Source organism: Burkholderia cenocepacia, assembly GCF_014211915.1.
In the GTDB taxonomy this organism is placed as follows: Bacteria; Pseudomonadota; Gammaproteobacteria; order Burkholderiales; family Burkholderiaceae; genus Burkholderia; species Burkholderia orbicola.
This window is the reverse complement of sequence record NZ_CP060040.1, coordinates 446,986-469,619: the sequence shown is the minus strand read 5'-3', so window position 1 is coordinate 469,619 and position 22,634 is coordinate 446,986. Positions and strand designations below refer to the sequence as shown.

General features: G+C 69.2%; 19 protein-coding genes and 1 pseudogene. 14 read left to right on the top strand and 6 right to left on the bottom strand.

Annotated elements, in window-relative coordinates:
• The first annotated feature begins 95 nt into the window (after positions 1 to 95).
• Entirely contained in the window at positions 96 to 1,622 is a 1,527-nt protein-coding gene (locus SY91_RS18645; RefSeq protein WP_034174846.1) for a CoA-acylating methylmalonate-semialdehyde dehydrogenase, read from the top strand.
• Positions 1,623 to 1,636: 14 nt separating this feature from the next.
• The gene (gene mmsB / locus SY91_RS18640) at positions 1,637 to 2,527 is read left to right on the top strand and encodes a 3-hydroxyisobutyrate dehydrogenase (protein ID WP_006479249.1); all 891 of its coding nucleotides are present in this window, start codon (positions 1,637 to 1,639) and stop codon (positions 2,525 to 2,527) included.
• 115 nt (positions 2,528 to 2,642) lie between these two features.
• On the opposite strand, the gene SY91_RS18635 is transcribed toward mmsB, so the two are convergent.
• From SY91_RS18635 to SY91_RS18620, 4 genes are all read right to left on the bottom strand, one after another.
• The gene (locus SY91_RS18635) at positions 2,643 to 2,975 is read right to left on the bottom strand and encodes a hypothetical protein (protein WP_034174847.1); all 333 of its coding nucleotides are present in this window, start codon (positions 2,973 to 2,975) and stop codon (positions 2,643 to 2,645) included.
• 224 nt (positions 2,976 to 3,199) lie between these two features.
• Entirely contained in the window at positions 3,200 to 5,635 is a 2,436-nt protein-coding gene (locus SY91_RS18630) for a c-type cytochrome (protein ID WP_185921296.1), read from the bottom strand.
• A complete protein-coding gene (locus tag SY91_RS18625) occupies positions 5,625 to 6,128 on the bottom strand; it encodes a (2Fe-2S)-binding protein (protein ID WP_023475054.1) in 504 nt (167 codons plus the stop codon). Before SY91_RS18625 ends, SY91_RS18630 begins: the two co-directional genes overlap by 11 nt.
• Before the next feature lie 185 nt (positions 6,129 to 6,313).
• A complete protein-coding gene (locus SY91_RS18620; RefSeq protein ID WP_023475055.1) occupies positions 6,314 to 7,471 on the bottom strand; it encodes an FAD-dependent monooxygenase in 1,158 nt (385 codons plus the stop codon).
• A 299-nt stretch (positions 7,472 to 7,770) separates the two neighbouring features.
• Between SY91_RS18620 and SY91_RS18615 the strand changes: the two genes are divergently transcribed.
• From SY91_RS18615 to SY91_RS18595, 5 genes and pseudogenes are all read left to right on the top strand, one after another.
• Positions 7,771 to 8,523 (top strand): Asp/Glu racemase, encoded by a 753-nt coding sequence (locus SY91_RS18615; RefSeq protein WP_006479254.1) that lies wholly within the window; start codon positions 7,771 to 7,773, stop codon positions 8,521 to 8,523.
• Between the two features lie 27 nt (positions 8,524 to 8,550).
• The gene (locus SY91_RS18610; protein ID WP_006479255.1) at positions 8,551 to 9,381 is read left to right on the top strand and encodes an alpha/beta fold hydrolase; all 831 of its coding nucleotides are present in this window, start codon (positions 8,551 to 8,553) and stop codon (positions 9,379 to 9,381) included.
• Positions 9,382 to 9,425: 44 nt separating this feature from the next.
• Positions 9,426 to 10,466, top strand: a complete 1,041-nt coding sequence (locus SY91_RS18605) for a Leucyl aminopeptidase (aminopeptidase T) (RefSeq protein ID WP_023475056.1) — start codon at positions 9,426 to 9,428, stop codon at positions 10,464 to 10,466.
• Positions 10,467 to 10,485: 19 nt separating this feature from the next.
• Positions 10,486 to 11,133 (top strand): isochorismatase family protein, encoded by a 648-nt coding sequence (locus SY91_RS18600; protein WP_006479257.1) that lies wholly within the window; start codon positions 10,486 to 10,488, stop codon positions 11,131 to 11,133.
• A 231-nt stretch (positions 11,134 to 11,364) separates the two neighbouring features.
• Positions 11,365 to 13,646, top strand: a pseudogene (locus SY91_RS18595) (molybdopterin cofactor-binding domain-containing protein).
• A 25-nt stretch (positions 13,647 to 13,671) separates the two neighbouring features.
• Here the strand turns inward: SY91_RS18595 and SY91_RS18590 are convergent.
• Complete coding sequence (locus SY91_RS18590; RefSeq protein ID WP_006491051.1) at positions 13,672 to 14,118, bottom strand: MarR family winged helix-turn-helix transcriptional regulator; 447 nt, start codon at positions 14,116 to 14,118, stop codon at positions 13,672 to 13,674.
• Positions 14,119 to 14,656: 538 nt separating this feature from the next.
• On the opposite strand from SY91_RS18590, the gene SY91_RS18585 reads away from it, so the two are divergent.
• The gene (locus tag SY91_RS18585; RefSeq protein ID WP_006479260.1) at positions 14,657 to 15,964 is read left to right on the top strand and encodes an MFS transporter; all 1,308 of its coding nucleotides are present in this window, start codon (positions 14,657 to 14,659) and stop codon (positions 15,962 to 15,964) included.
• A gap of 280 nt (positions 15,965 to 16,244) precedes the next feature.
• Positions 16,245 to 17,006, top strand: a complete 762-nt coding sequence (locus tag SY91_RS18580) for a DUF4397 domain-containing protein (protein ID WP_006479261.1) — start codon at positions 16,245 to 16,247, stop codon at positions 17,004 to 17,006.
• 94 nt (positions 17,007 to 17,100) lie between these two features.
• Here SY91_RS18580 and SY91_RS18575 read toward each other — a convergent pair whose 3' ends face one another.
• Complete coding sequence (locus SY91_RS18575) at positions 17,101 to 17,652, bottom strand: DUF3005 domain-containing protein (RefSeq protein ID WP_006479262.1); 552 nt, start codon at positions 17,650 to 17,652, stop codon at positions 17,101 to 17,103.
• Between the two features lie 87 nt (positions 17,653 to 17,739).
• Between SY91_RS18575 and SY91_RS18570 the strand changes: the two genes are divergently transcribed.
• The 5 genes from SY91_RS18570 (at position 17,740) to SY91_RS18550 (ending at position 22,467) form a co-directional block, all read left to right on the top strand.
• Entirely contained in the window at positions 17,740 to 18,075 is a 336-nt protein-coding gene (locus tag SY91_RS18570; RefSeq protein ID WP_023475060.1) for a hypothetical protein, read from the top strand.
• A 254-nt stretch (positions 18,076 to 18,329) separates the two neighbouring features.
• Positions 18,330 to 19,880 (top strand): NCS1 family nucleobase:cation symporter-1, encoded by a 1,551-nt coding sequence (locus SY91_RS18565; protein WP_027808055.1) that lies wholly within the window; start codon positions 18,330 to 18,332, stop codon positions 19,878 to 19,880.
• 23 nt (positions 19,881 to 19,903) lie between these two features.
• Positions 19,904 to 20,626 (top strand): aspartate/glutamate racemase family protein, encoded by a 723-nt coding sequence (locus tag SY91_RS18560; RefSeq protein WP_012338429.1) that lies wholly within the window; start codon positions 19,904 to 19,906, stop codon positions 20,624 to 20,626.
• Between the two features lie 61 nt (positions 20,627 to 20,687).
• Positions 20,688 to 21,872: a LysR family transcriptional regulator gene (locus SY91_RS18555; protein ID WP_043886686.1), complete on the top strand. Its 1,185-nt coding sequence runs from the start codon at positions 20,688 to 20,690 to the stop codon at positions 21,870 to 21,872.
• A gap of 163 nt (positions 21,873 to 22,035) precedes the next feature.
• Positions 22,036 to 22,467: a DUF1090 family protein gene (locus tag SY91_RS18550; RefSeq protein WP_023475063.1), complete on the top strand. Its 432-nt coding sequence runs from the start codon at positions 22,036 to 22,038 to the stop codon at positions 22,465 to 22,467.
• The last annotated feature ends 167 nt before the right edge of the window (positions 22,468 to 22,634 follow it).

Here is a 22,634-nt window from a genome sequence, read left to right as displayed (position 1 = left end):
TCGATCTTCAGTTCGTCCTGTCGCCCGCCGCGCCTGCACGCGTGGCGGACCCAGGCCCCCTTTCGTCATCGCACATCGTTTCCCCGGAGAGTTCCATGAACGCCGCAGTTCCCCAGACCACCCTCGCCCTGCCCACCGCCAAGCTGCTGATCGACGGCGCGTTCGTCGAATCGCACAGCACCGAGTGGGGCGACATCGTCAACCCCGCGACGCAGGAAGTGATCGGCCGCGTGCCGTACGCGACGCTCGACGAGGTCGATGCCGCGATCGCGGCCGCGCAGCGCGCGTTCCAGACCTGGAAGACGACGCCGATCGGCGCGCGGCTGCGCATCATGCTGAAGTTCCAGGATCTCGTGCGCCGCAATCTCGAACGGATCGCGCACACGCTGACGGCCGAGCAAGGCAAGACGCTGCCCGACGCGCAGGGCGACATCTTCCGCGGCCTCGAAGTGGTCGAGCACGCGTGCTCGGTCGGCACGCTGCAGCAAGGCGAATTCGCGGAGAACGTCGCGGGCGGCGTCGATACCTACACGCTGCGCCAGCCGATCGGCGTCTGCGCCGGCATCACGCCGTTCAACTTCCCCGGGATGATTCCGCTGTGGATGTTCCCGATGGCGATCGTCTGCGGCAACACGTTCGTGCTGAAGCCGTCCGAGCAGGACCCGCTGTCGACGATGCAGCTCGTCGAGCTCGCGCTCGAGGCCGGCGTGCCGCCAGGCGTGCTGAACGTCGTGCACGGCGGCAAGACGGTGGTCGACCGCCTGTGCACGCACCCGGACATCAAGGCGATCTCGTTCGTCGGCTCGACGCGCGTCGGCACGCACGTGTACAACCTCGGCAGCCAGCACGGCAAGCGCGTGCAGTCGATGATGGGCGCGAAGAACCACGCGGTCGTGCTGCCCGATGCGCACCGCGAGCAGTCGATCAACGCGCTGGTCGGCGCGGGCTTCGGCGCGGCCGGCCAGCGCTGCATGGCGACCTCCGTCGTCGTGCTGGTCGGCAAGGCGCGCGACTGGCTGCCCGATCTCGTCGACAAGGCGAAGGCCCTGAAGGTCAACGCGGGCGCCGAAGCCGGCACCGACGTCGGCCCGGTCGTGTCGAAGGCGGCGAAGGCACGCATCCTGTCGCTGATCGACGCCGGCGTGAAGGAAGGCGCGACGCTGCTGCTCGACGGCCGCGACGTGAAGGTGCCCGGCTACGAGCAGGGGAATTTCGTCGGCCCGACGATCTTCTCGGGCGTGACGACCGACATGTCGATCTACACGGAAGAAATCTTCGGACCGGTGGTGGTCGTGATGGAAGCCGACACGCTCGACGACGCGATCGCGCTCGTCAACCGCAACCCGATGGGCAACGGCGTGGGCCTCTTCACGCAGAGCGGCGCGGCCGCGCGCAAGTTCCAGAGCGAGATCGACGTCGGCCAGGTCGGCATCAACATCCCGATTCCGGTGCCGGTGCCCTACTTCAGCTTCACCGGTTCGCGCGGCTCGAAGCTCGGCGATCTCGGCCCGTACGGCAAGCAGGTCGTGCAGTTCTACACGCAGACCAAGACGGTCACCGCGCGCTGGTTCGACGACGACGCGACGGCCGGCGGCGTGAACACGACGATCGCGCTGCGCTGAGGAGGAGCTTCGCCATGGAAATCGCCTTCATCGGACTCGGCAACATGGGCGGCCCGATGGCCGCCAACCTGCTCAAGGCCGGCCACGCGCTGACGGTGTTCGACCTCGACGCGCATGCGGTCGACGCCGCGGTGCGCGCCGGCGCGGCGGCGGCGACGTCGCCGCGTGACGCCGCCGCGCGCGGCTCGTTGATCATCACGATGCTGCCGGCCGCGCAGCACGTGCGCGCCGTCTACCTCGGCGACGACGGCGTGCTGGCCGGCGCACGCGCCGGCGCGACGCTGATCGACTGCAGCACGATCGATCCGGGCACCGTGCGCGCGGTGGCCGACGCGGCCGCGCAGCGCGACTTCCCGCTCGCCGACGCGCCCGTGTCGGGCGGCACCGGCGGCGCGCAGGCCGGCACGCTGACGTTCATGGTCGGCGCCGATGGCGCGCTGTTCGAGCGCATCCGCCCGGTACTGCTCGACATGGGCAGGAACGTCGTGCACTGCGGCGGCACCGGCACCGGGCAGATCGCGAAGATCTGCAACAACCTGCTGCTCGGCATCTCGATGATGGGCGTATCGGAAGCGATGGCGCTCGGCGCCGCGCTCGGCATCGATCCAACCGTGCTGGCCGGCATCATCAACACGTCGACCGGCCGCTGCTGGAGTTCGGACGCGTACAACCCGTATCCGGGCGTGAGCGACACCGCGCCGGCCGCGCGCGGCTATGCAGGCGGCTTCGCGGCGAACCTGATGCTGAAGGATCTCGGGCTCGCGACCGAAGCCGCACGCAGCGCGCATCAGCCGGTCTGGATGGGCGCGCTCGCGCAGCAGCTGTATCAGTCGATGAGCCAGCAGGGGCTCGGCACGCTCGACTTCTCCGCGTGCGTGAAGCTGTACGAGGCGCAGCCGGCCTGATGCGCCTGGCCGACGCCGGACGTGCGTCGACCCGCGACGGGCCGGAACGGCATCGCGGGTCGGTTTGCAGGCGGGGGAAGAAAAACGCGGGCGGCGTCGTCATGCCGCCGGTCGGTCAACCGCGCGGGTTCGACGCCGTCTCGAAGGTCGGATGGCACTCGAACGCGAGTTCCGAGCGTGCGTCGACGCGGCGGCCGCCGGTCAGCGATTCCTGCTTCACGCTGGCGCGCATCCCGCGCTGCGTGCAGTAGTTGGTGGCTTCGTTGACGGCCTTCTCGTGGGCGTCGGCCCACGTCGTCGACACGCCGACCGTGCGCGTCGTCACGGTGTACACGTTCGGGTTCGACGTCGCGGTCACGTCGGAAGCAGTCGAACACGCGGCGAGCAAGCATGCAGCAGCCGCAATGGTCAACCATCGCAGGGTTCGAAAAAAGACTGGAATGGACATGGAGGGCAGGCGCACGCCGGTCGACGTGCATTGAGCAACATTGGCGACAGTATGCCTGCTCGATCGCCGGAGATCATGCCCCTTTCGGTGAACACATTGTTTCGAATGGTTAAACGATGGCCGAATCCGGCAAGAATTACAGCCGTCGCCGGCCATCGTTTTCGTTCGTCAGGTCATTTCGCCCGGCATGCCCGCCGGCGCGGCCGCTCACGCCGGCACGACGGTCAATGTGCACCCGCCTGACGGATTCGCGCGGATGCTTCCGCGAGGTTGTGCCACGCCGGCTGCCCCGGTGCGTACCGCGCGCGGATGTAGGCGGCAAGCTCGGCCATCTGCCGATCGTCGAAGGCATCGCCGAAGCCCGGCATGTAGCCGAGCCGGTCGGTGGCCGGCTGGTCGATCCCGTGGTGCAGCACGCGCAGCAGATTGTCCGGCGTCGCCTGGCTGACGCTCGTGTTGAGCCCCATCAGCGGCCGCACGCCGAAATGTCCGACGCCGCCCGATTCCGCATGACACACCGCGCACGCCGCGTCGAACGCGCGGCGGCCGTTCTCGAGGCCGAGCGTCGCGAGGGTTTCCGCGCCGCGCGCCTGGCGGTCGGCCGCAGCCGCGGCGACGGCCGCATCGACGGGCGGCGACAGCGACGCCAGATAATGCGCGATCGCCCGCACGTCGGATTCGGGCAGCGCCGCGAGCCCCGCGACGACCGGCGCCATCGGCCCGGCCGCGACGCCGTGCTGTGCCGAGAACCCGGTGCGCAGATAGTCGAACAGCGCGCCTTCGGTCCACGGCACGGGCGAAGCCGGCGACGCGACGAGCGGCGGCGCGACCCAGCCTTCCGCTTCGCCGCCCGACAGATAGGCGAGACCACCCTTCTCCGCACCGAGCGCGTTGCGCGGCGTGTGGCAGGCGCCGCAGTGCCCGGCGCCGTCGACCAGATACTTGCCGCGATTCCACATCGCCGAGCGCGCCGGGTCCGGCGCAAACGGCCGTGCGTCGTGAAACAGCCAGTTCCAGCCGGCCACCAGACGCCGCTGATCGAGCGGAAACGGCAGCTTCGTCTGCGGCGGCACGTGCTTCACCGGCGGCTGCGACATCAGGTACGCATAGAGCGCGAGCAGATCGGGCTCGCTCAGCTTCGCGAATGCGGTGTACGGGAACGCCGGGTACAGGTGCGAGCCGTCGCGCGAGATGCCTTCGCGCATCGCGCGGGCGAACGCCGGATACGACCAGTTGCCGATGCCGGTTTCCGGATCGGGCGTGAGGTTCGTCGTGTAGATCGTGCCGAACGGCGTATCGAGCGCGAGCCCGCCCGCATTGGTCGCGCCGCCGGGCGCCGTGTGGCACACCGCGCAATCGCCGGCGAGCGCGACCAGGCGGCCGCGTTCGAGCGTCGCCACGCTCCACATCGCGCCGTCCGCGCCGCCGGGCGCAACAGGCGCAACAGGCGCAAGCGGCGCGATCGGCGCGGGGCCCGGCAGGATCGCGCACGCCAGCCCGATCAGCCCGCCGACCACGCCGCCCGCGCCGCCGCCGGCCAGCCAGCGACGCCAGCGCGATGCGCGGCGCGGGGCCGCGTGCGACCTGTCAGCGGCATCGGCCGGCACCGGTTGCGCGAGCGCGGCGCGAATGTGCGCCGCATCGAACGGCGGCGCGCGAAAACGCACGCCCGTCGCGTCGTACAGCGCGTTGGCGATGGCAGCCGCGGCCGGCGCGGCCGCCTGCTCGACTCGCCGCGCATCGTATCCGGACAGGTCGCCATGCGCGCGATGCGTGGCGGCATCGAAGGCAACCAGCTCGTGTGCGATCGCGTCGGGCCGCGCATCGGCATCGGTCTCGTCGTGCGCCGGCCGCGCCGACAACCGTGCGCCCATCACGCGAGAAATCGCGGCCTCGATCTGCCATGCGGGCAGGCCGGCCAGCGACGCGTCGGCCGGCTCGCCGCTGCCTTGCCCGGCCACGACGCGCCGCACCGCGACATCGCCGGTCGCACGGTCGACCTCGAGATCCACGACCCACGCTGACCAGTGCGGATCGCCGTGACGATCGGCATCGGCGCCGGACGCGGATGCGGATGCGACTGTGCGCGCGTCGCCCCGCTCGCCATCGAAGGCGAAGCCGCGACCGCTGACACGCGACGCCGCGTTCGCCCGCGGCGCAACCGGCACGCCCCAGGCAGCGCGTTCGCTGACCATCCGGATCGTTTCGCGGGGCCCCGCGTCCCGCGCGGCGTCGAGATGCTGCAACCGCAACGCGACCGGGTCGCGCCGCAACGCGCCCGCGAGTTCGTCGACGAAGGATTCGCGGGCAAAGACGTGCGCGTGACCGGGAATCGCGCCATCGGCATCGACCAGCTCGATCGACGTCTGCGCGTGCCGGTAGACGAACGGCGATGCGGCGCTGGAATCGGCGCGTGCCGCGGCTCCGCGAGCATCGTTCGTGGCTGGGCCGACTGCCTGCGCACGGTAGCGCCACGTGGTCATCCTGCCGTCGGGCGCGGTCCGCGTTTCGATATCGAACGAGGCAGGCGTGCGCGCATCGCCGATCGGCCAGGCGTAGCGTGCGCGGTGCGGCGGCGCGGCGGCGGCGGCCGCGTCATCGTGCGGTGCGGGTTCCGCCACACACGCCGGCGCCATCGGCGGACCTGCGTCAGGCTTCATCGCCGCCTCGCAGATAGCGTGCGGCGCGATGCACCGCGCGGATGATCTCCAGATGCGTGCCGCAACGGCACAGGTTGAAGCGCAACGCATCCCGGATCGCCGCATCGTCGGGCGCGGGGTGGCGGTCGAGCAGCGCCTTCGTGCTCATGATCATGCCGTTCAGGCAGTAACCGCATTGCGCGGCCTGCTCGTCGATGAACGCGCGCTGGATCGGATGCGGCGCGTCGCACGACCCGAGCCCTTCCAGCGTCGTGACGTCGCGCCCGTGCGCGGCGGCGGCCGGCACAACGCACGAACGCGTGGCCTGCCCGTCGACTAGCACCGTGCACGCCCCGCACTGCCCGAGCCCGCAGCCGTACTTCGGGCCGTTGAGCGCGCAGTCGTTGCGCAGGACCAGCAACAGCGGCGCGTCGGGCGCGGCGTCGGCGAAGGTGTGCGGCGTGCCGTTCACGCGAAACGCCAGCGGCCGCGACGAAGAAGCGGGATGGGACATGAAGGGATCCGGAATACGACGGGCGGGCCGGCGTCGGCCGGCGGCAGGCACGAGCCGCCGGCTGGCGCCTGCCGGCGCGCCTGACATATAACACGCCGAAATGCGCGTTGCCGCGCATCGATTCCCGCGCCGGCGCAGCGGCTGCAAAACGGACGCAAAGCGCCGGCCGGCGCGGGCGCCGCGCGTCAGGCCACGGCCGCCACACTGCTGCGCGACGGCGCTTCGAGCGGCACGTCGAACACGTCGTAACCGAATACCCACGACGGGTCCTCGTTGGTGCGCAGCCACGTATTGTTGTGCGACACGAGCTGCACCTTCGACGCGCGTGCCGCGCGGTTCGCCTCGTACAGCGCGAACGCGCCCGCGTAATCGCCGACGCCGACTTCGTCGAGACAGCGCGCGAGCATCGCGGCATCCTCGATCGCCATCGCGGCGCCCTGCGCCATGTGCGGCTTCATCGGATGGCACGCGTCGCCGAGCAGCACGAGCCGGCCGCGGCTCCACAACGGCAGCGGATCGCGTTCGAGCAGCGGCCATTTGGTGATCGACGGCGACACGTCGATCAGATGCTGGATGTCAGAGTGGAAACCGGCGAACGCTTCGCGCATCTCGTCGCGGCTGCTGTCGACCATCGACACGCCCTCCGGCCATTCGGCCTGCGGCACGCCCGTCACGTAGTAGTACTCGTCGCGCTTCTCGGTCACGTAGTAGACCATCATGTGGCGATCCTCCGACCACCACTTCACGCACATGTCGTACGGCTTGTTGCCGAGCAGCGCGGCCGGGAACACCGCGCGGTGCGCGACATAACCGGTGTAGCGCGGCGGTTCCGCACCGAGCAGGTGCTCGCGCAGCCGCGAATTCACGCCGTCCGCGCCGATCGCGATATCGGCCGTCTCGATGCTGCCGTCGGTAAATGTGAGGCGCACGTCGCTGCCCGTGTCCTCCACCGCCGCGAGCTTCTTGCCGAAGCGGATCGTGCCGGGCGTCACCGCCTGCGTCATCAGCGCATGGAAATCGCCGCGATGCACGGTCAGGTAGCTCGCGCCGTAGGCCTTGCGCGCGTAGTCGCCGAGCGGAATCCGCGACAGCACGTCGGCCGTGCGCCAGTCGCGGCTGTACCAGAAATCCGGATGCGAACCCATCGTTTCCAGCGCGTCCTCGCAACCGATGCGCCGCATGATCTTCATCACGTTCGGGCCGAGATGGATGCCCGCGCCGAGACGCGAGAACGCGGGCGCCTGCTCGTACAGCGCGACGTCGTAACCGCCGCGCTGCAGCAGCGCGGCCGCGGCCGTGCCGCCGAGACCGGCGCCGATGATTGCGATACGGGGTTTGCTCATGCGGATCTCCTGATCGTGGGCCCATTGCCGAACGCGGCGCCAGGGCGAGCGGATTGAATGGCGTTTATTTAGCGTACACACTCAATTTATTCAGGACAAGCAGATTATTGACCGATGCCGACGTCTCCGGGAAAGCACCAATAAATCTCCTTAAATCCATACACACCAACAATCCAACCATGGCAGACGTAATTTTGATCCATTGCCATTTTCAAATGTACACACTAGACTTTGCCCAACATCCGGCGATCCCGCGCCAGCGTGCCGCCCCCCTCCTTACCGACACGGAGCCTCCCGTCATGAGCAAGACCTACCGCATCGGCCAGATCGTGCCGAGTTCCAACACGACGATGGAGACCGAGATCCCGGCGATGCTGCGGATGCGCGAAGCGATCCGGCCCGAGCGCTTCACGTATCACTCGAGCCGGATGCGGATGAAGAAGGTCGTCAAGGAAGAACTCGCGGCGATGGATGCCGAATCCGACCGCTGCGCGGTGGAACTGAGCGATGCGCGCGTCGACGTGCTCGGCTACGCGTGCCTCGTCGCGATCATGGCGATGGGTCACGGTTATCACCGCGTGTCGCAGGCGCGCCTCACGAAGCACACGGCCGACAACGGTGCGCAGGCGCCGGTGCTGACGAGCGCGGGTGCGCTCGTCGACGCGCTGAAGGTGATCGGCGCGAAGCGCATCGTCGTCGTCGCGCCGTACATGCTGCCGCTCACCGAGCTGGTGGTCGACTACATCCGCAACGAAGGCTTCGACGTGCTCGCGTACCGCGCGCTGGAGATCCCCGACAACCTCGACGTCGGCCGCCACGATCCGGCGCGCCTGCCCGACATCGTGAAGACGCTGCCGTACCAGGACGCCGATGCGATCGTGCTGTCCGCATGCGTGCAGATGCCGTCGCTGCCGGCCGTCGCGAAGGTCGAGGCGATGACGGGCAAGCCGGTGATCACCGCGGCGATCGCGACCACCTACGCGATGCTGCGCGAACTCGATCTCGAACCGGTCGTGCCGGGCGCCGGCGCACTGCTGTCCGGCGCGTACTGAGCGCCGCCGCTACTTCGGAGCCATCCCATGTCCTCGACTTTCCTGTACGGCGCGAACGTCCGCGCCAACGGCATCCGCCAGCATTATCTGCGCTACGGCGGCGCGACCGGCGCACGCGCGTCGCGCCCGGTGATCGTGCTGATTCCCGGCATCACGAGCCCCGCGATCACGTGGGGCTTCGTCGGCGAAGTATTCGGCGCGGCGTTCGACACCTACGTGCTCGACGTGCGCGGCCGCGGGCTGTCGGACGCGTCGCCGTCGCTCGACTACAGCCTCGATGCGCAGGCGGACGACGTCGCGGCGCTCGTCGCCGCGCTCGATTTGCCGCGCACGAGCCTCGTCGGCCATTCGATGGGCGCGCGCATCGCCGCGCGCGCGGCCCGGCGCGGCATCCGCGGGCTCGCCTCCGTCGTGCTGGTCGATCCGCCCGTGTCGGGCCCGAACCGCCGCGACTATCCGGGCAAGTTGCCGTGGTACATCGACTCGATGGCGCTCGCGCGCGCCGGCACGGACGCCGAAGGCATGCGCGCGTTCTGCCCGACCTGGACCGATGCCGAGCTGCGGTTGCGCGCCGAATGGCTGCATACCTGCGACGAACGCGCGGTGCGCACGTCGTACGAAGGCTTCCATACCGACGATTTCCACGCGGATGCCGCGCACCTGGCGGTGCCGTCGCTGCTGATCACCGCCGAGCGCGGCGACGTGGTGCGCGACGACGACGTCGCCGAGCTGCAGCGCGCGACGCCGACGATGCGGCACGTGCGCGTGCCCGACGCCGGCCACATGATCCCGTGGGACAACGCGGCGGGCTTCTACGCGGCGTTCGGCGACTTCCTCGGCGCGCCGCTCGCGGCCTGAGCGCGGCGCCCGCCCTTTCCTTCACGCCTTTACCGGAGCCGACGATGCCAGTCAGCGATACCCAACTGATCGACGCGTGGAAGCAGGTCCTCACGCTGTCGCGCCTCGAACCGGGCCAGACCGTCACGATCCTGACGAGCGCGGCCACCCATCCGCAGACGCTGTCGTGCGCGCTGATCGCGACGCAATCGCTGGGCGCGATCGTCAACCGGCTCGACCTGCCGCCCGTCAACGGCGACAAGGCGTTCAGCCGCGACCCGCTCGCCTATCTCGGCACGACGCCGCTGACCGGCAACAAGGCCGCGATCGCCGCGCTGCGCGAGAGCGACCTCGTGCTCGACCTGATGACGCTGCTGTTCTCGCCCGAACAGCACGACATCCTGAAGTCCGGCACGAAGATCCTGCTCGCGGTCGAGCCGCCCGAAGTGCTGGTGCGAATGGTGCCGACCCTGGCCGACCGCACGCGCGTGCTCGCCGCGTCGAAGAAAATCGCCGCGGCCCGCGAGATGCGCGTGAGCTCGGCGGCCGGCACCGCGCTCGTGTGCCCGCTCGGCGAATTTCCGCCGACCGCCGAATACGGCTTCGTCGACGCGCCGGGCCGCTGGGACCACTGGCCGAGCGGCTTCGCGCTGACCTATCCGAACGATCGCACCGCGCGCGGCACGATCGTGATCGACCGCGGCGACATCCTGCTGCCGCAGAAGCACTACGTGCGCGAGCCGATCGCGCTGACCGTCGAAGGCGGGTATGCGACGCGCATCGAAGGCGGCGTCGACGCCGACCTGCTGCGCGACTACATGGACACGTTCGCCGACCCCGAAGGCTATGCGATCTCGCATATCGGCTGGGGGCTGCAGCCGCGCGCGCGCTGGTCGACGCTCGGGCTGTACGACCGCGAGGCGACGATCGGGATGGACGCGCGCGCGTTCGAGGGCAACTTCCTGTTCTCGCTCGGCCCGAACAACGAAGGCGGCGGCAGCCGCACGACCACCTGTCATATCGACATCCCGCTGCGCCGCTGCACGGTCGAACTCGACGGCGAGACCGTCGTGCGCGAAGGCCACGTGACCGATCAACCCGCCTGACCGCCGAGCCCCCGACACCATGAACGATCTTTCCCGTCACGCCGAAGCGAGCGTGTATCGCCAGCAGGGTTTCGGCACGCCGCTGCCGCCGCACGGCAACATTGGACTGCTGATCGTCGATTTCGTGGTCGGCTTCGCCGATCCCGCGACGTTCGGCGGCGGCAACATCGCGCCGGCGATCGCGCGCACGACGAAGGCGCTCGCGCTCGCCCGCCAACGCGGCTGGCCGGTCGCGCACAGCCGCATCGTGTATGCGGACGACGGCAGCGACGACAACGTGTTCTCGCTGAAGGTGCCCGGCATGGCGACGCTGACCGAGCATCATCCGAACAGCGCGATCGTGCCCGAGCTCACGCCGGCGCCGGGCGAACTCGTCGTGCGCAAGACCGTGCCGTCCGCGTTCTTCGGCACGCAACTCGCGCCGTGGCTCGCGCAGCGCGCGGTGCAGACGCTGCTCGTCGCGGGCGCCGTGACGAGCGGCTGCGTGCGCGCGAGCGTCGTCGACGCGATGTCGCACGGGTTCCGCCCGCTCGTGCTCGCCGATTGCGTCGGCGATCGCGCGATCGCGCCGCACGACGCGAACCTGTTCGACATGCAGCAGAAATATGCGGCCGTGATGCCGCTCGACGATGCGATCGCGGCGATCGATGCCGTGCAGGCACGCTGAACTGCCGCGTCGCACGGGTGGCTCCGGCGGTTCGGGCGGTTCGGGCGGCGTGAGCGCTGGCTACGCCTGCACCCGCGCGCAATTGACGCTGCGGTTTTGGCGACCTAGATTGACCGCATGCGCCGCCGCGCCGCGGCCACCCGCCGTCTCGCGTGCGCCGCGCGCTGCACGCACGCCGCATTCGTCGCGACCGGGCGCCGGCCGCCCCTTCCTCGACAGGATCTCTCCCCCGTGAACCGCTCCGAACTGCTCGCGCGTACCGGCTGCCTGACCGTGATCCGGCCGCCCGCGCCCCCCGTGAAGCCGGCGCCCGGCCAGCCGGGCAGCCTGTCGTCGTACGTGCCGGCGCTGCCGGAAGTGTTCGTCGCGATTCTCGACGACGGCCGCATCCTCGCGTTCAACGGACACGTCGATCTCGGCACCGGCATTCGCACGTCGCTCGCGCAGATCGTCGCCGAGGAACTCGACGTGCCGGCCGCGCGCGTCACGATGGTGCTCGGCGACACGGCCGCGACACCGAACCAGGGCCCGACGATCGCCAGCGCGACGATCCAGATTTCCGCCGCGCCGCTGCGCTGCGCGGCCGCGCAGGCCCGTCACGCGCTGCTGGCGCTCGCCGCCGAGCGGTTCGGCGTCGATGTGGAGCGGCTGAACATCGACGATGGATCGATTTCAGCCGATGGACAGGCGGTCACGTTCGCCGCGCTCGTCGCCGCACGGCGGATCGCGCTGACGCTCGACCTGAACACCCGCACGAAGGACCCGCGCACTACCGGATCGTCGGCCGCGCGTCGCCGCGCGTCGACCTGCCCACGAAGGCGACCGGCCAGCTCACGTTCGTGCACGACATGCGCGTGCCGGGCATGCTGCACGGCCGCGTCGTCCGGCCGCCGTATGCGGGCCACGACAGCGGCCCGTTCGTCGGCACGTCGCTGATGGACGTCGATCGCGCATCGGTGGCCGACGTACCGGGGCTCGTGGCCGTTGTCACGCTCGGCGATTTCGTCGGGGTCGTCGCCGAACGCGAGGAATACGCGATCCGCGCCGCGCGCCAGTTGCGCGTGACGTGGCGGCCGCTTCCCGCGCTGCCGCCGCTCGACGCGCCGGCCGCCGCGATCGCCGCCGCGCCGGCCACCCGCCGCGTGCTGCTCGACGAAGGCGACGTCGACGCCGCGCGAACGGAACCGGACACGCTCACGCTGTCGCGCACCTATGCGTGGCCGTTCCAGATGCACGGCTCGATCGGCCCGTCGTGCGCGCTCGCCGACTACCGCGCGCCGGGCGACGGCCGAATCACCGTGTGGTCCGGCACGCAGAACCCCGTATCGCTGCGCTACGACCTCGCGACGCTCGTCGCGCGCGATGAGGCCGATATCGACGTCGTGCGGATGGAAGCGGCCGGCTGCTACGGCCGCAACGGCGCGGACGACGTGTGCGGCGACGCGCTGCTGCTGTCGCGCGCGGTCGGCCGCCCGGTGCGCGTGCAGTTGTCGCGCGCGGACGAACATCTGTGGGAACCAAAAGGCGCGGGCCAGTCGATGCAGGTGACGGGCACCGTCACGCGCGACGGCCGCCTGCTCGGCTACGACTTCACGACGCGCTATCCGTCGAACGACGCGCCGCTGCTCGCGGCGCTGCTGACCGGCGCGATCGCGCCCGCGCCGCGCGTGTTCGAAATGGGCGACCGCACGGCCGTGTCGCCGTATGCGAGCCCGCATCGTCGCTTCGTCTGCGAGGATCTCGCGCCGCTCGTGCGGGCGTCGTGGCTGCGCGGCGTGTCGGCATTGCCGAACTCGTTCGCGCACGATGCGTTCGTCGACGAATGCGCGGCGCTGACCGGCGTCGATCCGCTCGCGTTCCGCATTCGCCATCTGCAGGACACGCGTGCGATCGAATTGCTGCAGGCGGTGGCCGAGCGCGCAGGGTGGACGCCGCGCGTGCCGCGCCCGCTCGACGAACGCGACGAACGCGACGAAGCGCGGCTCGTGCGCGGCCGCGGGATCGCGTATGCGCGCTACGTGCACAGCCGCTTCCCCGGTTTCGGCGCGGCGTGGTCGGCCTGGATCGTCGACCTGAGCGTCGATCGCGTGTCGGGCGAGATCCGCATCGAGCGCGTGACGGTCGGACAGGACACGGGCACGATGATCAACCCGGATGGCGTGCGCCACCAGATCCACGGCAACGTGATCCAGGTATTGAGCCGCACGCTGAAGGAGCGCGTGCGGTTCGCGGACGGCAAGGTCGCGTCGCGCGAATGGGCGAGTTATCCGATCCTGACGTTCGCGGAAGTGCCGGACGTCGACGTCGTATTGATGCCGAGGCAAGGCGAACCGCCGCTCGGGGCCGGCGAATCGGCATCGGTGCCCGGGCCGGCCGCGGTCGCGAATGCGCTGTTCGATGCGACCGGCGTGCGGTTCTATGCGCCGCCGTTTACGCCGGAAACCGTGCGCGCCGGGCTACGCGAGGCCGGCCGGCTGATGCGCGCCGACGCGGCAGCGCCCGTCACGACATAGATGGATCTGGGCCGCGCGCCACCCGTCAGGCATCGCCGTCTTCTTCCATCATCTTGCGCAGCAGGAACTGCAGTGCGACCCGCTCGCCGGGATTGAGCGCGCCGTACGTGCGCTCGGTCACCTGCCGCGCGAACGGCACCGTGCGGTCGATCAGCGCGAGGCCGGCCGCGGTCGCGCGCACGATCAGCTTGCGGCCGTCGTTCGGGTCGGGCAACACCTCGATCAGCGCGCGCGTCTTCAGCCGCTCGACGACGCCGCGAATCGTCGCCTGATCGATCGCGGTCGCCTTGACGATGTCGTTCAGCGAACACGCCTGCCGCTCCTTGACCGCGCACAGCGTCACGAACTGCGCGGCCGTGAGATCCGAATCGGGAATCGCCTCCTGGAAAATCGAAACGTGCCGCTGATACGCGCGGCGCAGCAGATGCCCGACCTGGTCATGAAAATCGTACGAATCCTTGGAAGACGCCATGAGAGTGCAGGCCCTTGCCTGCGCGCAAATGAAAGACAAGCAGTGTACACCCTCAAATCGGCGTGGCCGGCGGCTGGCCGGTCGCGTCATTGCGGTGCATCAGGATTCGCGGAATCGCGTGCGAGTGGCGCTTGAGGCTCGTCTGGTCCTAGCGGATCGCCAGCCCGTCACGGCGGCGTGCCGGCCAGCCGCGCACCGTCGCGGCGGCTACCGCCTGGGCATGCGACCGCCGCCGCCAGCTTTCGCGCACACACTTCAATTTTGAGTGCATACGCACGAAATTCGTGCATGCCATCGCCTGTGCGCCTGTCTTTTCAGCGCACACTCCATATCATCCAAAACCCCTTTGTTGACACGGACATTTGTCATGCAAACGCTTGCCTTAAGATGGCCGTATACGTGCCTGTGCGCTTCGGTATTTTCTAGTGTGTACGCTACGTATTTGACGTGATATACAGACTCCAGTGCGCAGCGGAACGTCCCGCTCGCGACGATCGAGCCACCCATTCATCCGTCACACTCGAACAGGGGCAGTCCCATGTCTACCGCACACCCGAGCGCCGCCGTTTCCCCCGACGACGCGCCCCACGGCCCTCTCTATCGCAAGGTCACGCTGCGCCTCATCACCCTCTTCTGCCTGTGTTACTTCGCGGCCTATCTCGACCGCATCAACATCGGTCTCGCGAAGCTCCAGATGCTCGATGCGCTGAAGTTCAGCGACACCGTGTACGGCCTCGGCGCCGGGCTGTTCTTCGCCGGCTACATCCTGTTCGAAGTCCCAAGCAATCTGGTGCTGCAACGCGTCGGCGCGAAGCTGTGGATCGCGCGGATCATGATCACGTGGGGCCTGCTGTCGGGCGCGACGATGTTCGTGCACACGCCGATGCAGTTCTACGTCGTGCGCTTCCTGCTCGGCGCCGCCGAAGCCGGTTTCCTGCCGGGCGTGCTGCTGTACCTGACGCAGTGGTATCCCGATGCACGTCGCGCGCGGATCGTCGCGCTGTTCATGGTGGGCCTGCCGCTGTCGAGCATGATCGGCAGCCCGATTTCCGGCTGGATCATGCGTGCATTCGACGGCGCGCACGGGCTCGGCGGCTGGCAGTGGCTGTTCCTGCTCGAAGCGCTGCCGTCGGTGCTGCTCGGCTTCGCGGTGCTGCGCTGGCTGCCCAACGGCATCGAATCCACGCGCTGGCTGAACGCCGACGAGAAGCGGGTGCTGCGCGCGAATCTCGACGCCGATCCGTCCGGCAACAAGAGCCACGCGCTCGGCAAGGCGTTCTCCGATCCGAAGGTGTGGGCGCTCGGCCTGATCGACCTGTGCGTGCTGCTCGGCCTGTATGCGGTGAGCTTCTGGCTGCCGACGATCCTGCGCGACACCGGCGTGAAGGACGCATATCAGATCGGCTGGCTGATGGTGATTCCGAACGCCGCCGCGGTACTCGCCACGCTGTACTGCGGCGCCAGCTCCGACCGCGCACGCGAACGCCGCTGGCATATCGTCGTGCCGTTCATGGTGTCGGCCGTCGCGCTGGCGATCGCGGCTTCGTCGTCGCACGGCACGCTCGGCACGGTGCTGCTGTTCTCGCTGATCAACGCCGGCGCGGCCGCCGCGATGCCGGTCGTGTGGGCGCTGCCGTCGACGTTCCTGAAGGGCTCGGCCGCCGCCGGCGGCATCGCGTTCGCATGCTCGATCGCGAACCTCGGCGGGTTCGGCAGCACCTATTTCATCGGCTGGCTGCGCGATACGTTCCATTCGCAAAGCGCCGGTCTGTATGGGTTCGCCGCGTGCATGCTGGTCGGCTGCGCACTCGCGCTCGCGTATCCGGCCCGGCTCGTGAACCGCTGACGTATCGCGCCGCGCGCGCAACGCTGCTTTTTTACAACCGCGCCGGTTCGCGCGGTCTGCTCCCGCTCCTCGCGTCATCCCGCGCACGCCGCCACACCGGCGCGTGCGCGCTTCCCCCGCCGTTCGCCGTTTTTTCCTCGCACAGGCACACCGCTTGCGACATCCTCGCGCCCGCCATCCGGCGGACAGCCATCTGCCTTCCAACCGGCGCTGCGCCCCGCGCGATCCGTCACGCGGCGGTTCTGCATCGCAATGCAGGTTCCCTGAACGAGAGGACAACATGAAATCAATACGAACGATAGTGGCCCTGTGCTCGGTCATTTCCGTACTCGCGGCGTGCGGCGGCGGCGACGACGCCGGCACCGTACTCGGTATTTCGAAGCCGCAGGCGCGCTTCATCAACGCGGTGCCGGCCGGCCCGAACCTCGACTACTACCTGAACGGGAAGGTCGACCAGTCGGGCGTCGCCTACAAGGGCGTGACGCGCTATCACGACGTCGATTCAGGCACGCAGACCGCGAGCTACGACGTGTCGGGCACGACCGCGACCGTCGCGTCCCAGGCGTTCAGCGCCGCGAACGGTCACCACTACACGACGATCGCGCTGCCGAGCACGACGTCGCTGATCTCCGTCATCGACGATCCGTACGACAAGGGCCTGCTGTCGGACAAGGCGCGCGTGCGCAGCTTCAACGCATCGCCGAATGCGCAGAACGTCGACGTGTACGTCGTGCCGCCGGGCACCGACATCACGACGGTCAGCCCGACGATGGCGGGCGCCGCCTACCAGAACGCCGTACCGGCAACGACGCAGGATTCGGTCTACCTGAACGGCGGCACGTACCAAGTGGTCGTCACGACGGCCGGCAGCAAGTCGCCGATCCTCAAGACCGCGCCGGTCAGCATCGGCAACAACGCGGACTGGCTGCTCCTGACGATTCCGTCCGGCGGCGTCGGCGACGTGACGCCGAACGACATCCACGTGCTGGTCGCGCAGGGCAACAACGCCGATACGTCCGCGCAGGAGCTGGGGCCGCAGTAACGCAGCAAGGGCCCGAAACGATCGCGGCGGCCGGCGCGATGTGCGCCGGCCGCCGCGCGTCGACTACCTCGAATGCCGGTATCAGCGGCCGCTATCAGTCGTCGGACCGTTCGAGGCAGATCACGTGCTCGGCACGCGTGCTGTCGCCATGCTCGATATCGACGTCACCGACATGACGCACCCGCCAGCCCGGCCGCGTCGCGATCTGCGGCATGTTGCCGGACGGCCGGCTCTCGATCCCGCCGAGCCCTTCGTCGGGCGTATCGACCGCTTCGTCGAGCGACGCGTTCGAATAGATCACGTTGTCCTGCAGTTCCGACGCGCCGGTGCGCGCCTCCATGCCCTTGCCGTCGACGTCGACCGTGTTGTCGGTCATCGCCATGTTCGCGTTGTCGAGCGTGACGATCCGGCCGGCGGCCCGACGTACCGGGTCGCCGCTGTCGACCGCATGCGCGCCGACGTCGATCTCCGGCAGGCCGGTCGGCATTTTGCCGGCGACCGCCTCCGGCGTCAGCGGACGCCGCGCCACTTGCGCCGCCTGGGTCGCCGCGTCGGGCATATCGCCGGCCGCCGGCGTCTTCACCGGGCTCTTCTCGATCTGTTCCCGCTGCTTTTCCGGGGTAGGGTTCGATTCCGCGTTCTGCATCGCACCTCCTTGCCCGGCCGGCGGACGCCGGCGTCACGCCGTCGCCGCCGGGCCGGAAATCGCTACAACGGTCCTTGCAAATCTTTCATGCGCACGGCCGCGCGCACGCCGTCCGGCGCGCGTGCCGGTTGGCACCGCACCTCAGCGGCGAACGGCGCGCTGACGCACCGTCCGCCCCGGCTATCCGCCGTCGGTCAGCCGCTGCTCGCGCCGCTCGGCGCGGAGGCCGCGCCCGGCAGGCTCGCGCCGGCGTCCGCCCCACTGCTCGGCGTGCCCGACGGTGCGGTCGAAGGCGCGGCCGACATGCCGCTCGCTGCGCTCGAATCTGAACTGGCCGCGCCGTTGTCGCCCTTCTTCTGGCAACCCGCGCCTGCCGCCAGGCCCGCGATCAGGATGCCGGCGAAGACGGCTCGCGATACGTGACGAATGGAATATCGCTGCATGACACCTCCGCTGATGTCGATGTGGATGGAACCCGTTCACTCGCAATTTGCATGCCGTTCCCCCGCCGCCGCGGCCCGACGCGATTCATTCATTTTTCAAATGACGCCCAGCCGAATATTTAATTTCCCATCGTGGTAGCCGCCGCCCATACTCGCGAACAAATCCGAGACATAACGTCCACCGGGGCCCGGCCCGCGCCGCGTACGACACGCGGTCGGTTTCGCGCCCCGCACATGGAAGGAGACAACGGCGTGCAACTGGAAGCCATTCACCGCGCGGGCCTCGGGCTCGGCGCGGACGACGCATCGCATCGAACCGACCCGGCCGCCCGCGATCCCGCGCTGAGCCCGCGGCTGCACAACCCCGATCTCGCGCCGACCCAGGCCGAAGGCCGGACCTGGGGCCGCTACAGCATCTTTGCGCTATGGACCAACGACGTGCACAACATCGCGAACTACTCGTTCGCGATCGGGCTGTTCGCGCTCGGCCTGTCGGGCTGGCAGATGCTCGCGTCGCTCGCGATCGGCGCGGTGCTCGTGTACGGCTTCATGAACCTCACCGGCTACATGGGCCAGAAAACCGGCGTGCCGTTCCCGGTGATCAGCCGGATGAGCTTCGGCATCTACGGCGCGATGCTGCCCGCGATGATCCGCGCGGTGATCGCGATCGCATGGTTCGGCATCCAGACCTATCTCGCGTCCGTCGTGCTGCGCGTGCTGCTCACCGCGATCTGGCCGGGCCTCGCCGCGTTCGACCAGAATGCGATCTTCGGGCTGTCGACGCTCGGCTGGATCACGTTCGTCGCGATCTGGCTGGTGCAGATCGGCATCCTCACGTACGGGATGGAAATGGTCCGCAAGTACGAGGGGCTCGCCGGCCCGGTGATCCTCGTCACGACGCTGTCGCTCGCCGCATGGATGTTCAGCCGCACCGGCGGCCACCTCGCGATGTCGATCGGCAAGCCGATGACCGGCCTGAAGATGTGGACGGAAATCTTCGCGGGCGGCTCGCTGTGGCTCGCGATCTACGGCACGCTGGTGCTCAACTTCTGCGATTTCGCCCGCTCGTCGCCGAGCCCGAAGACGGTGCGCGTCGGCAACTTCTGGGGGCTGCCGGTCAACATCCTCGTATTCGCGACGATCAGCTTCGTGCTCGCCGGCGCGCAGTTCAAGCTGAACGGCCACATCATCCACAGCCCGACGGAAATCATCGCGACGGTGCCGAACAAGCTGTTCCTCGTGCTCGGCTGCCTCGCCTTCCTGATCGTGACGGTGGCCGTGAACATCATGGCGAACTTCGTCGCGCCGGCCTTCGTGCTGACGAGCCTCGCGCCGCATCGCCTGTCGTTCCGCCGCGCGGGCCTGATCAGCGCGACGATCGCCGTGCTGATCCTGCCGTGGAACCTGTACAACAGCCCGATCGTGATCGTCTATTTCCTGTCCGGCCTCGGCGCGCTGCTCGGCCCGCTGTACGGGATCATCACGGTCGACTACTGGCTCGTGCGCAAGCAGCGCGTGAACGTGCCCGATCTCTACACCGAAGCGCCGAGCGGCGCCTACTTCTACACGCGCGGCGTCAACCGCAAGGCGCTCGCGGCACTCGTGCCGTCCGCGCTGATCTCGATCACGCTCGCCGTCGTGCCGGCCTTCAGCGCGATGACGCCGTTCTCGTGGCTGCTCGGCGCGGCGATCGCGGGCAGCGTGTACTGGCTGCTGGCCGATCGCAAACGGATCTACGAAGCGCGCTCGGGCGAGCACATCGCGGTCGCCTGCGCGCGACACTGACACACACGCATACGGAGTCGCCGATGAGAATCCTGGTAGTCAACGTCAACACCACCGAGTCGATCACCGACGCGATCGCCGCGCAGGCGCAGGCCGCCGCATCGCCGGGCACGGAGATCGTCGGGCTGACGCCGCGCTTCGGCGCAGAGTCGGTCGAAGGCAACTTCGAGAGCTACCTCGCGGCGATCGCCGTAATGGATCGCGTGTTGAGCTACGACGAACCGTACGATGCGGTGATCCAGGCCGGCTATGGCGAGCATGGCCGCGAAGGGCTGCAGGAACTGCTGACGGTGCCCGTCGTCGACATCACCGAAGCGGCCGCGAGCGTCGCGATGCTGCTCGGCCATCGCTACTCGGTCGTCACGACGCTCGACCGCACGGTGCCGCTGATCGAGGATCGCCTGAAGCTCGCCGGGCTCGATGCGCGCTGTGCGTCGGTGCGTGCGAGCGGCCTCGCGGTGCTCGAACTCGAGGAGAATCCGGCCCGCGCGATCGAATCGATCGTCGGCCAGGCGCAGCGCGCGGTGAAGGACGATCACGCGGAAGTGATCTGCCTCGGCTGCGGCGGGATGGCCGGCCTCGACCGGCAGATCGAGGAATGCACCGGCGTGCCGGTCGTCGACGGCGTATCGGCCGCGGTCGTGCTCGCCGAATCGCTGGTGCGCCTGAAGCTGAAGACGTCGAAGGTCCGCACGTACGCGCCGCCGCGCCCGAAGCGGATCGTTGGCTGGCCGTTCGCAAAATGACGGGTCGCCGGCCGGCGGCCGCATCGCGCGGTCGCCTCGTATCGTCGGGACGCGTATCGTCATGCGGGCCCCGCTAGATCCAACCGCCCTGCCCCGCGGCACGTTCGATGCCGCGGGCGCGCTCGACGTGCTCGATGCACGGCTGATGCGCATCCTGCTCGTGCTGCTGACCGAGCGCACCGTGTCGCGTGCGGCCGTGCGCCTGAACATGTCGCAGCCGGCGACGAGCGCCGCGCTCAAGCGCCTGCGCACGCTGCTCGGCGATCCGCTGCTGGTACGCAGCCGCTACGGGATGGTGCCGACCGAATTCGGCGCGCGGTTGATCGAGCCGCTGCGCAACGCGCTGCGCGTGATCGACTTCATCCGCATCCAGCAGCCGACGTTCGACGCGCGCACGTCGGTGCGCACCTACCGGATCGGCTGCCCCGACTACCTGAATGTCCTGTTCGTGCCGAAGCTCGTCGCGCTGTTTCGCGAGCGTGCGCCGCACGCGCAACTGGTGTTCCATCCGCTCGGCGACGGGTTCGACGACGAGCGCGCGCTGGCTGACGGCGACCTCGACGTCGTGATCGACAACCGGCCCGTGCGCCAGTCGCGCTTTCGCCAGGACGACCTGTTCGACGACCGCGTCGTATGCCTGATGCGCGCGACGCACCCGCTCGCGCGGCGCGGCGCGATGACGGCCGCCGGGTTCGCGGCGGCGCCGCAGCTGTGCCCGACGCCGTCGTGGCTCGAAGCGTCCGGCGCGATCGACCGGCAACTCGAACGCGTGGGCCTGCAACGGCGCATCGTCGTCACGCTGCCGCACTTCGAGCTCGCCGCGCATGCGCTGGTGCGCACCGACCTGATCCTCACCACCACGTACCGGCTCGCGCGGCACTATGCGAAGCTGCTGCCGCTCGCCGCGGTCGCGCTGCCGGTCGAGCCGCCGGACATCGCGTACCGGATGACGTGGAACGAATCGGGATCGTGCGCGGAAGGCGGTCGGTGGCTGCGCGGGCTGATCGCCGACGCGACGCGCGCATGGCTCGACGCCGAGGCAAGGTTGCCGGCGGTCGCGGCGGTCGCTGCCGTTGCCGCTTCCGGGGCCGATGCGGACGCAACGAACACCGCGGTGGCTGGCACCGATCCGCCCGACCCCACCCGGCGCAAGCGCCGCAGACCGGCCACTCATTGCCATGCGTCGCATCCGGCGCGCGTCGCGCAGGCGGCACGCATCCATCGCGGCGCGGCCAAGTCGCACTGACCGGCGCCGCACCCGGGCCGGAAGGGTCCGCTCGGCCGCTGCATGTCAGACCGGTCCTATTTACCCGCGTCGCACCGACTCGTCAGAATGACGCCTCGAACCCGTGCCGCCGAGCGTCGTATCGCGACCGCCCGTGGCCGCTTGATCGAATCGAGGAAATCGCATGAAACATACACTCATCGCGCTGGCCATCCCGGTCGCGCTATTCGCGAGCACCGGCGCATTCGCCGGCACTCAGGACTGCGCAACGCGCATCCGCGCGCTGCACACGCAGATCGACAACGCGAAACGGTTCGGCAACACGCAACAGGCGATGCGTCAGCAAGCCGCGCTTGAACGAATCCAGGCGAACTGCACGGATGCCGGCCAGCTCGCGCGCGCCGAACGCAAGCTCGCCGACAAGGCGCGCGACCTGCGCAACGCGGAAGACGAAGTCCGCCACGCACAGGCGCGCGTCCACGAAGCCGAAACGCTAGGCGATGCAAGGAAGCTGAGCAACGCGCAACGCAAGCTCGCCGACAAGCAGGCGAAGCTGCGCGACGCCACGCGCGACCTGCACGACGCGCAGGTCGATCGCGATGCGCTTGAAGGCTGACGGATCGAACAAGGGTTGATGCGACGGGCCGCGTCGCGCGTGCCGCTCGAGTGCGAGTGCGAGCAGCCCCGACAGCGACACGACAGCCCCGAGCATCGGGTCGACACCGGCCACCCCGGCGGCCGCCGCGCGAATATGCATTTCACGATTCGATGTTTGTCGGCCGG

What these genes read in the sequence shown, in the direction of transcription:
- SY91_RS18630 (WP_185921296.1), bottom strand. Translation starts at nt 5,635, where the DNA reads ATGAAGCCTGACGCAGGTCCGCCGATGGCGCCGGCGTGTGTGGCGGAA.
- SY91_RS18555 (WP_043886686.1), top strand. Translation starts at nt 20,688, where the DNA reads ATGCGGGCCCCGCTAGATCCAACCGCCCTGCCCCGCGGCACGTTCGAT.
- SY91_RS18550 (WP_023475063.1), top strand. Translation starts at nt 22,036, where the DNA reads ATGAAACATACACTCATCGCGCTGGCCATCCCGGTCGCGCTATTCGCG.
- SY91_RS18635 (WP_034174847.1), bottom strand. Translation starts at nt 2,975, where the DNA reads ATGTCCATTCCAGTCTTTTTTCGAACCCTGCGATGGTTGACCATTGCG.
- SY91_RS18580 (WP_006479261.1), top strand. Translation starts at nt 16,245, where the DNA reads ATGAAATCAATACGAACGATAGTGGCCCTGTGCTCGGTCATTTCCGTA.
- SY91_RS18565 (WP_027808055.1), top strand. Translation starts at nt 18,330, where the DNA reads ATGGAAGGAGACAACGGCGTGCAACTGGAAGCCATTCACCGCGCGGGC.
- SY91_RS18585 (WP_006479260.1), top strand. Translation starts at nt 14,657, where the DNA reads ATGTCTACCGCACACCCGAGCGCCGCCGTTTCCCCCGACGACGCGCCC.
- SY91_RS18620 (WP_023475055.1), bottom strand. Translation starts at nt 7,471, where the DNA reads ATGAGCAAACCCCGTATCGCAATCATCGGCGCCGGTCTCGGCGGCACG.
- SY91_RS18560 (WP_012338429.1), top strand. Translation starts at nt 19,904, where the DNA reads ATGAGAATCCTGGTAGTCAACGTCAACACCACCGAGTCGATCACCGAC.
- SY91_RS18605 (WP_023475056.1), top strand. Translation starts at nt 9,426, where the DNA reads ATGCCAGTCAGCGATACCCAACTGATCGACGCGTGGAAGCAGGTCCTC.
- SY91_RS18590 (WP_006491051.1), bottom strand. Translation starts at nt 14,118, where the DNA reads ATGGCGTCTTCCAAGGATTCGTACGATTTTCATGACCAGGTCGGGCAT.
- SY91_RS18575 (WP_006479262.1), bottom strand. Translation starts at nt 17,652, where the DNA reads ATGCAGAACGCGGAATCGAACCCTACCCCGGAAAAGCAGCGGGAACAG.
- SY91_RS18570 (WP_023475060.1), top strand. Translation starts at nt 17,740, where the DNA reads ATGCGCACGGCCGCGCGCACGCCGTCCGGCGCGCGTGCCGGTTGGCAC.
- mmsB (WP_006479249.1), top strand. Translation starts at nt 1,637, where the DNA reads ATGGAAATCGCCTTCATCGGACTCGGCAACATGGGCGGCCCGATGGCC.
- SY91_RS18600 (WP_006479257.1), top strand. Translation starts at nt 10,486, where the DNA reads ATGAACGATCTTTCCCGTCACGCCGAAGCGAGCGTGTATCGCCAGCAG.
- SY91_RS18625 (WP_023475054.1), bottom strand. Translation starts at nt 6,128, where the DNA reads ATGTCCCATCCCGCTTCTTCGTCGCGGCCGCTGGCGTTTCGCGTGAAC.
- SY91_RS18615 (WP_006479254.1), top strand. Translation starts at nt 7,771, where the DNA reads ATGAGCAAGACCTACCGCATCGGCCAGATCGTGCCGAGTTCCAACACG.
- SY91_RS18610 (WP_006479255.1), top strand. Translation starts at nt 8,551, where the DNA reads ATGTCCTCGACTTTCCTGTACGGCGCGAACGTCCGCGCCAACGGCATC.
- SY91_RS18645 (WP_034174846.1), top strand. Translation starts at nt 96, where the DNA reads ATGAACGCCGCAGTTCCCCAGACCACCCTCGCCCTGCCCACCGCCAAG.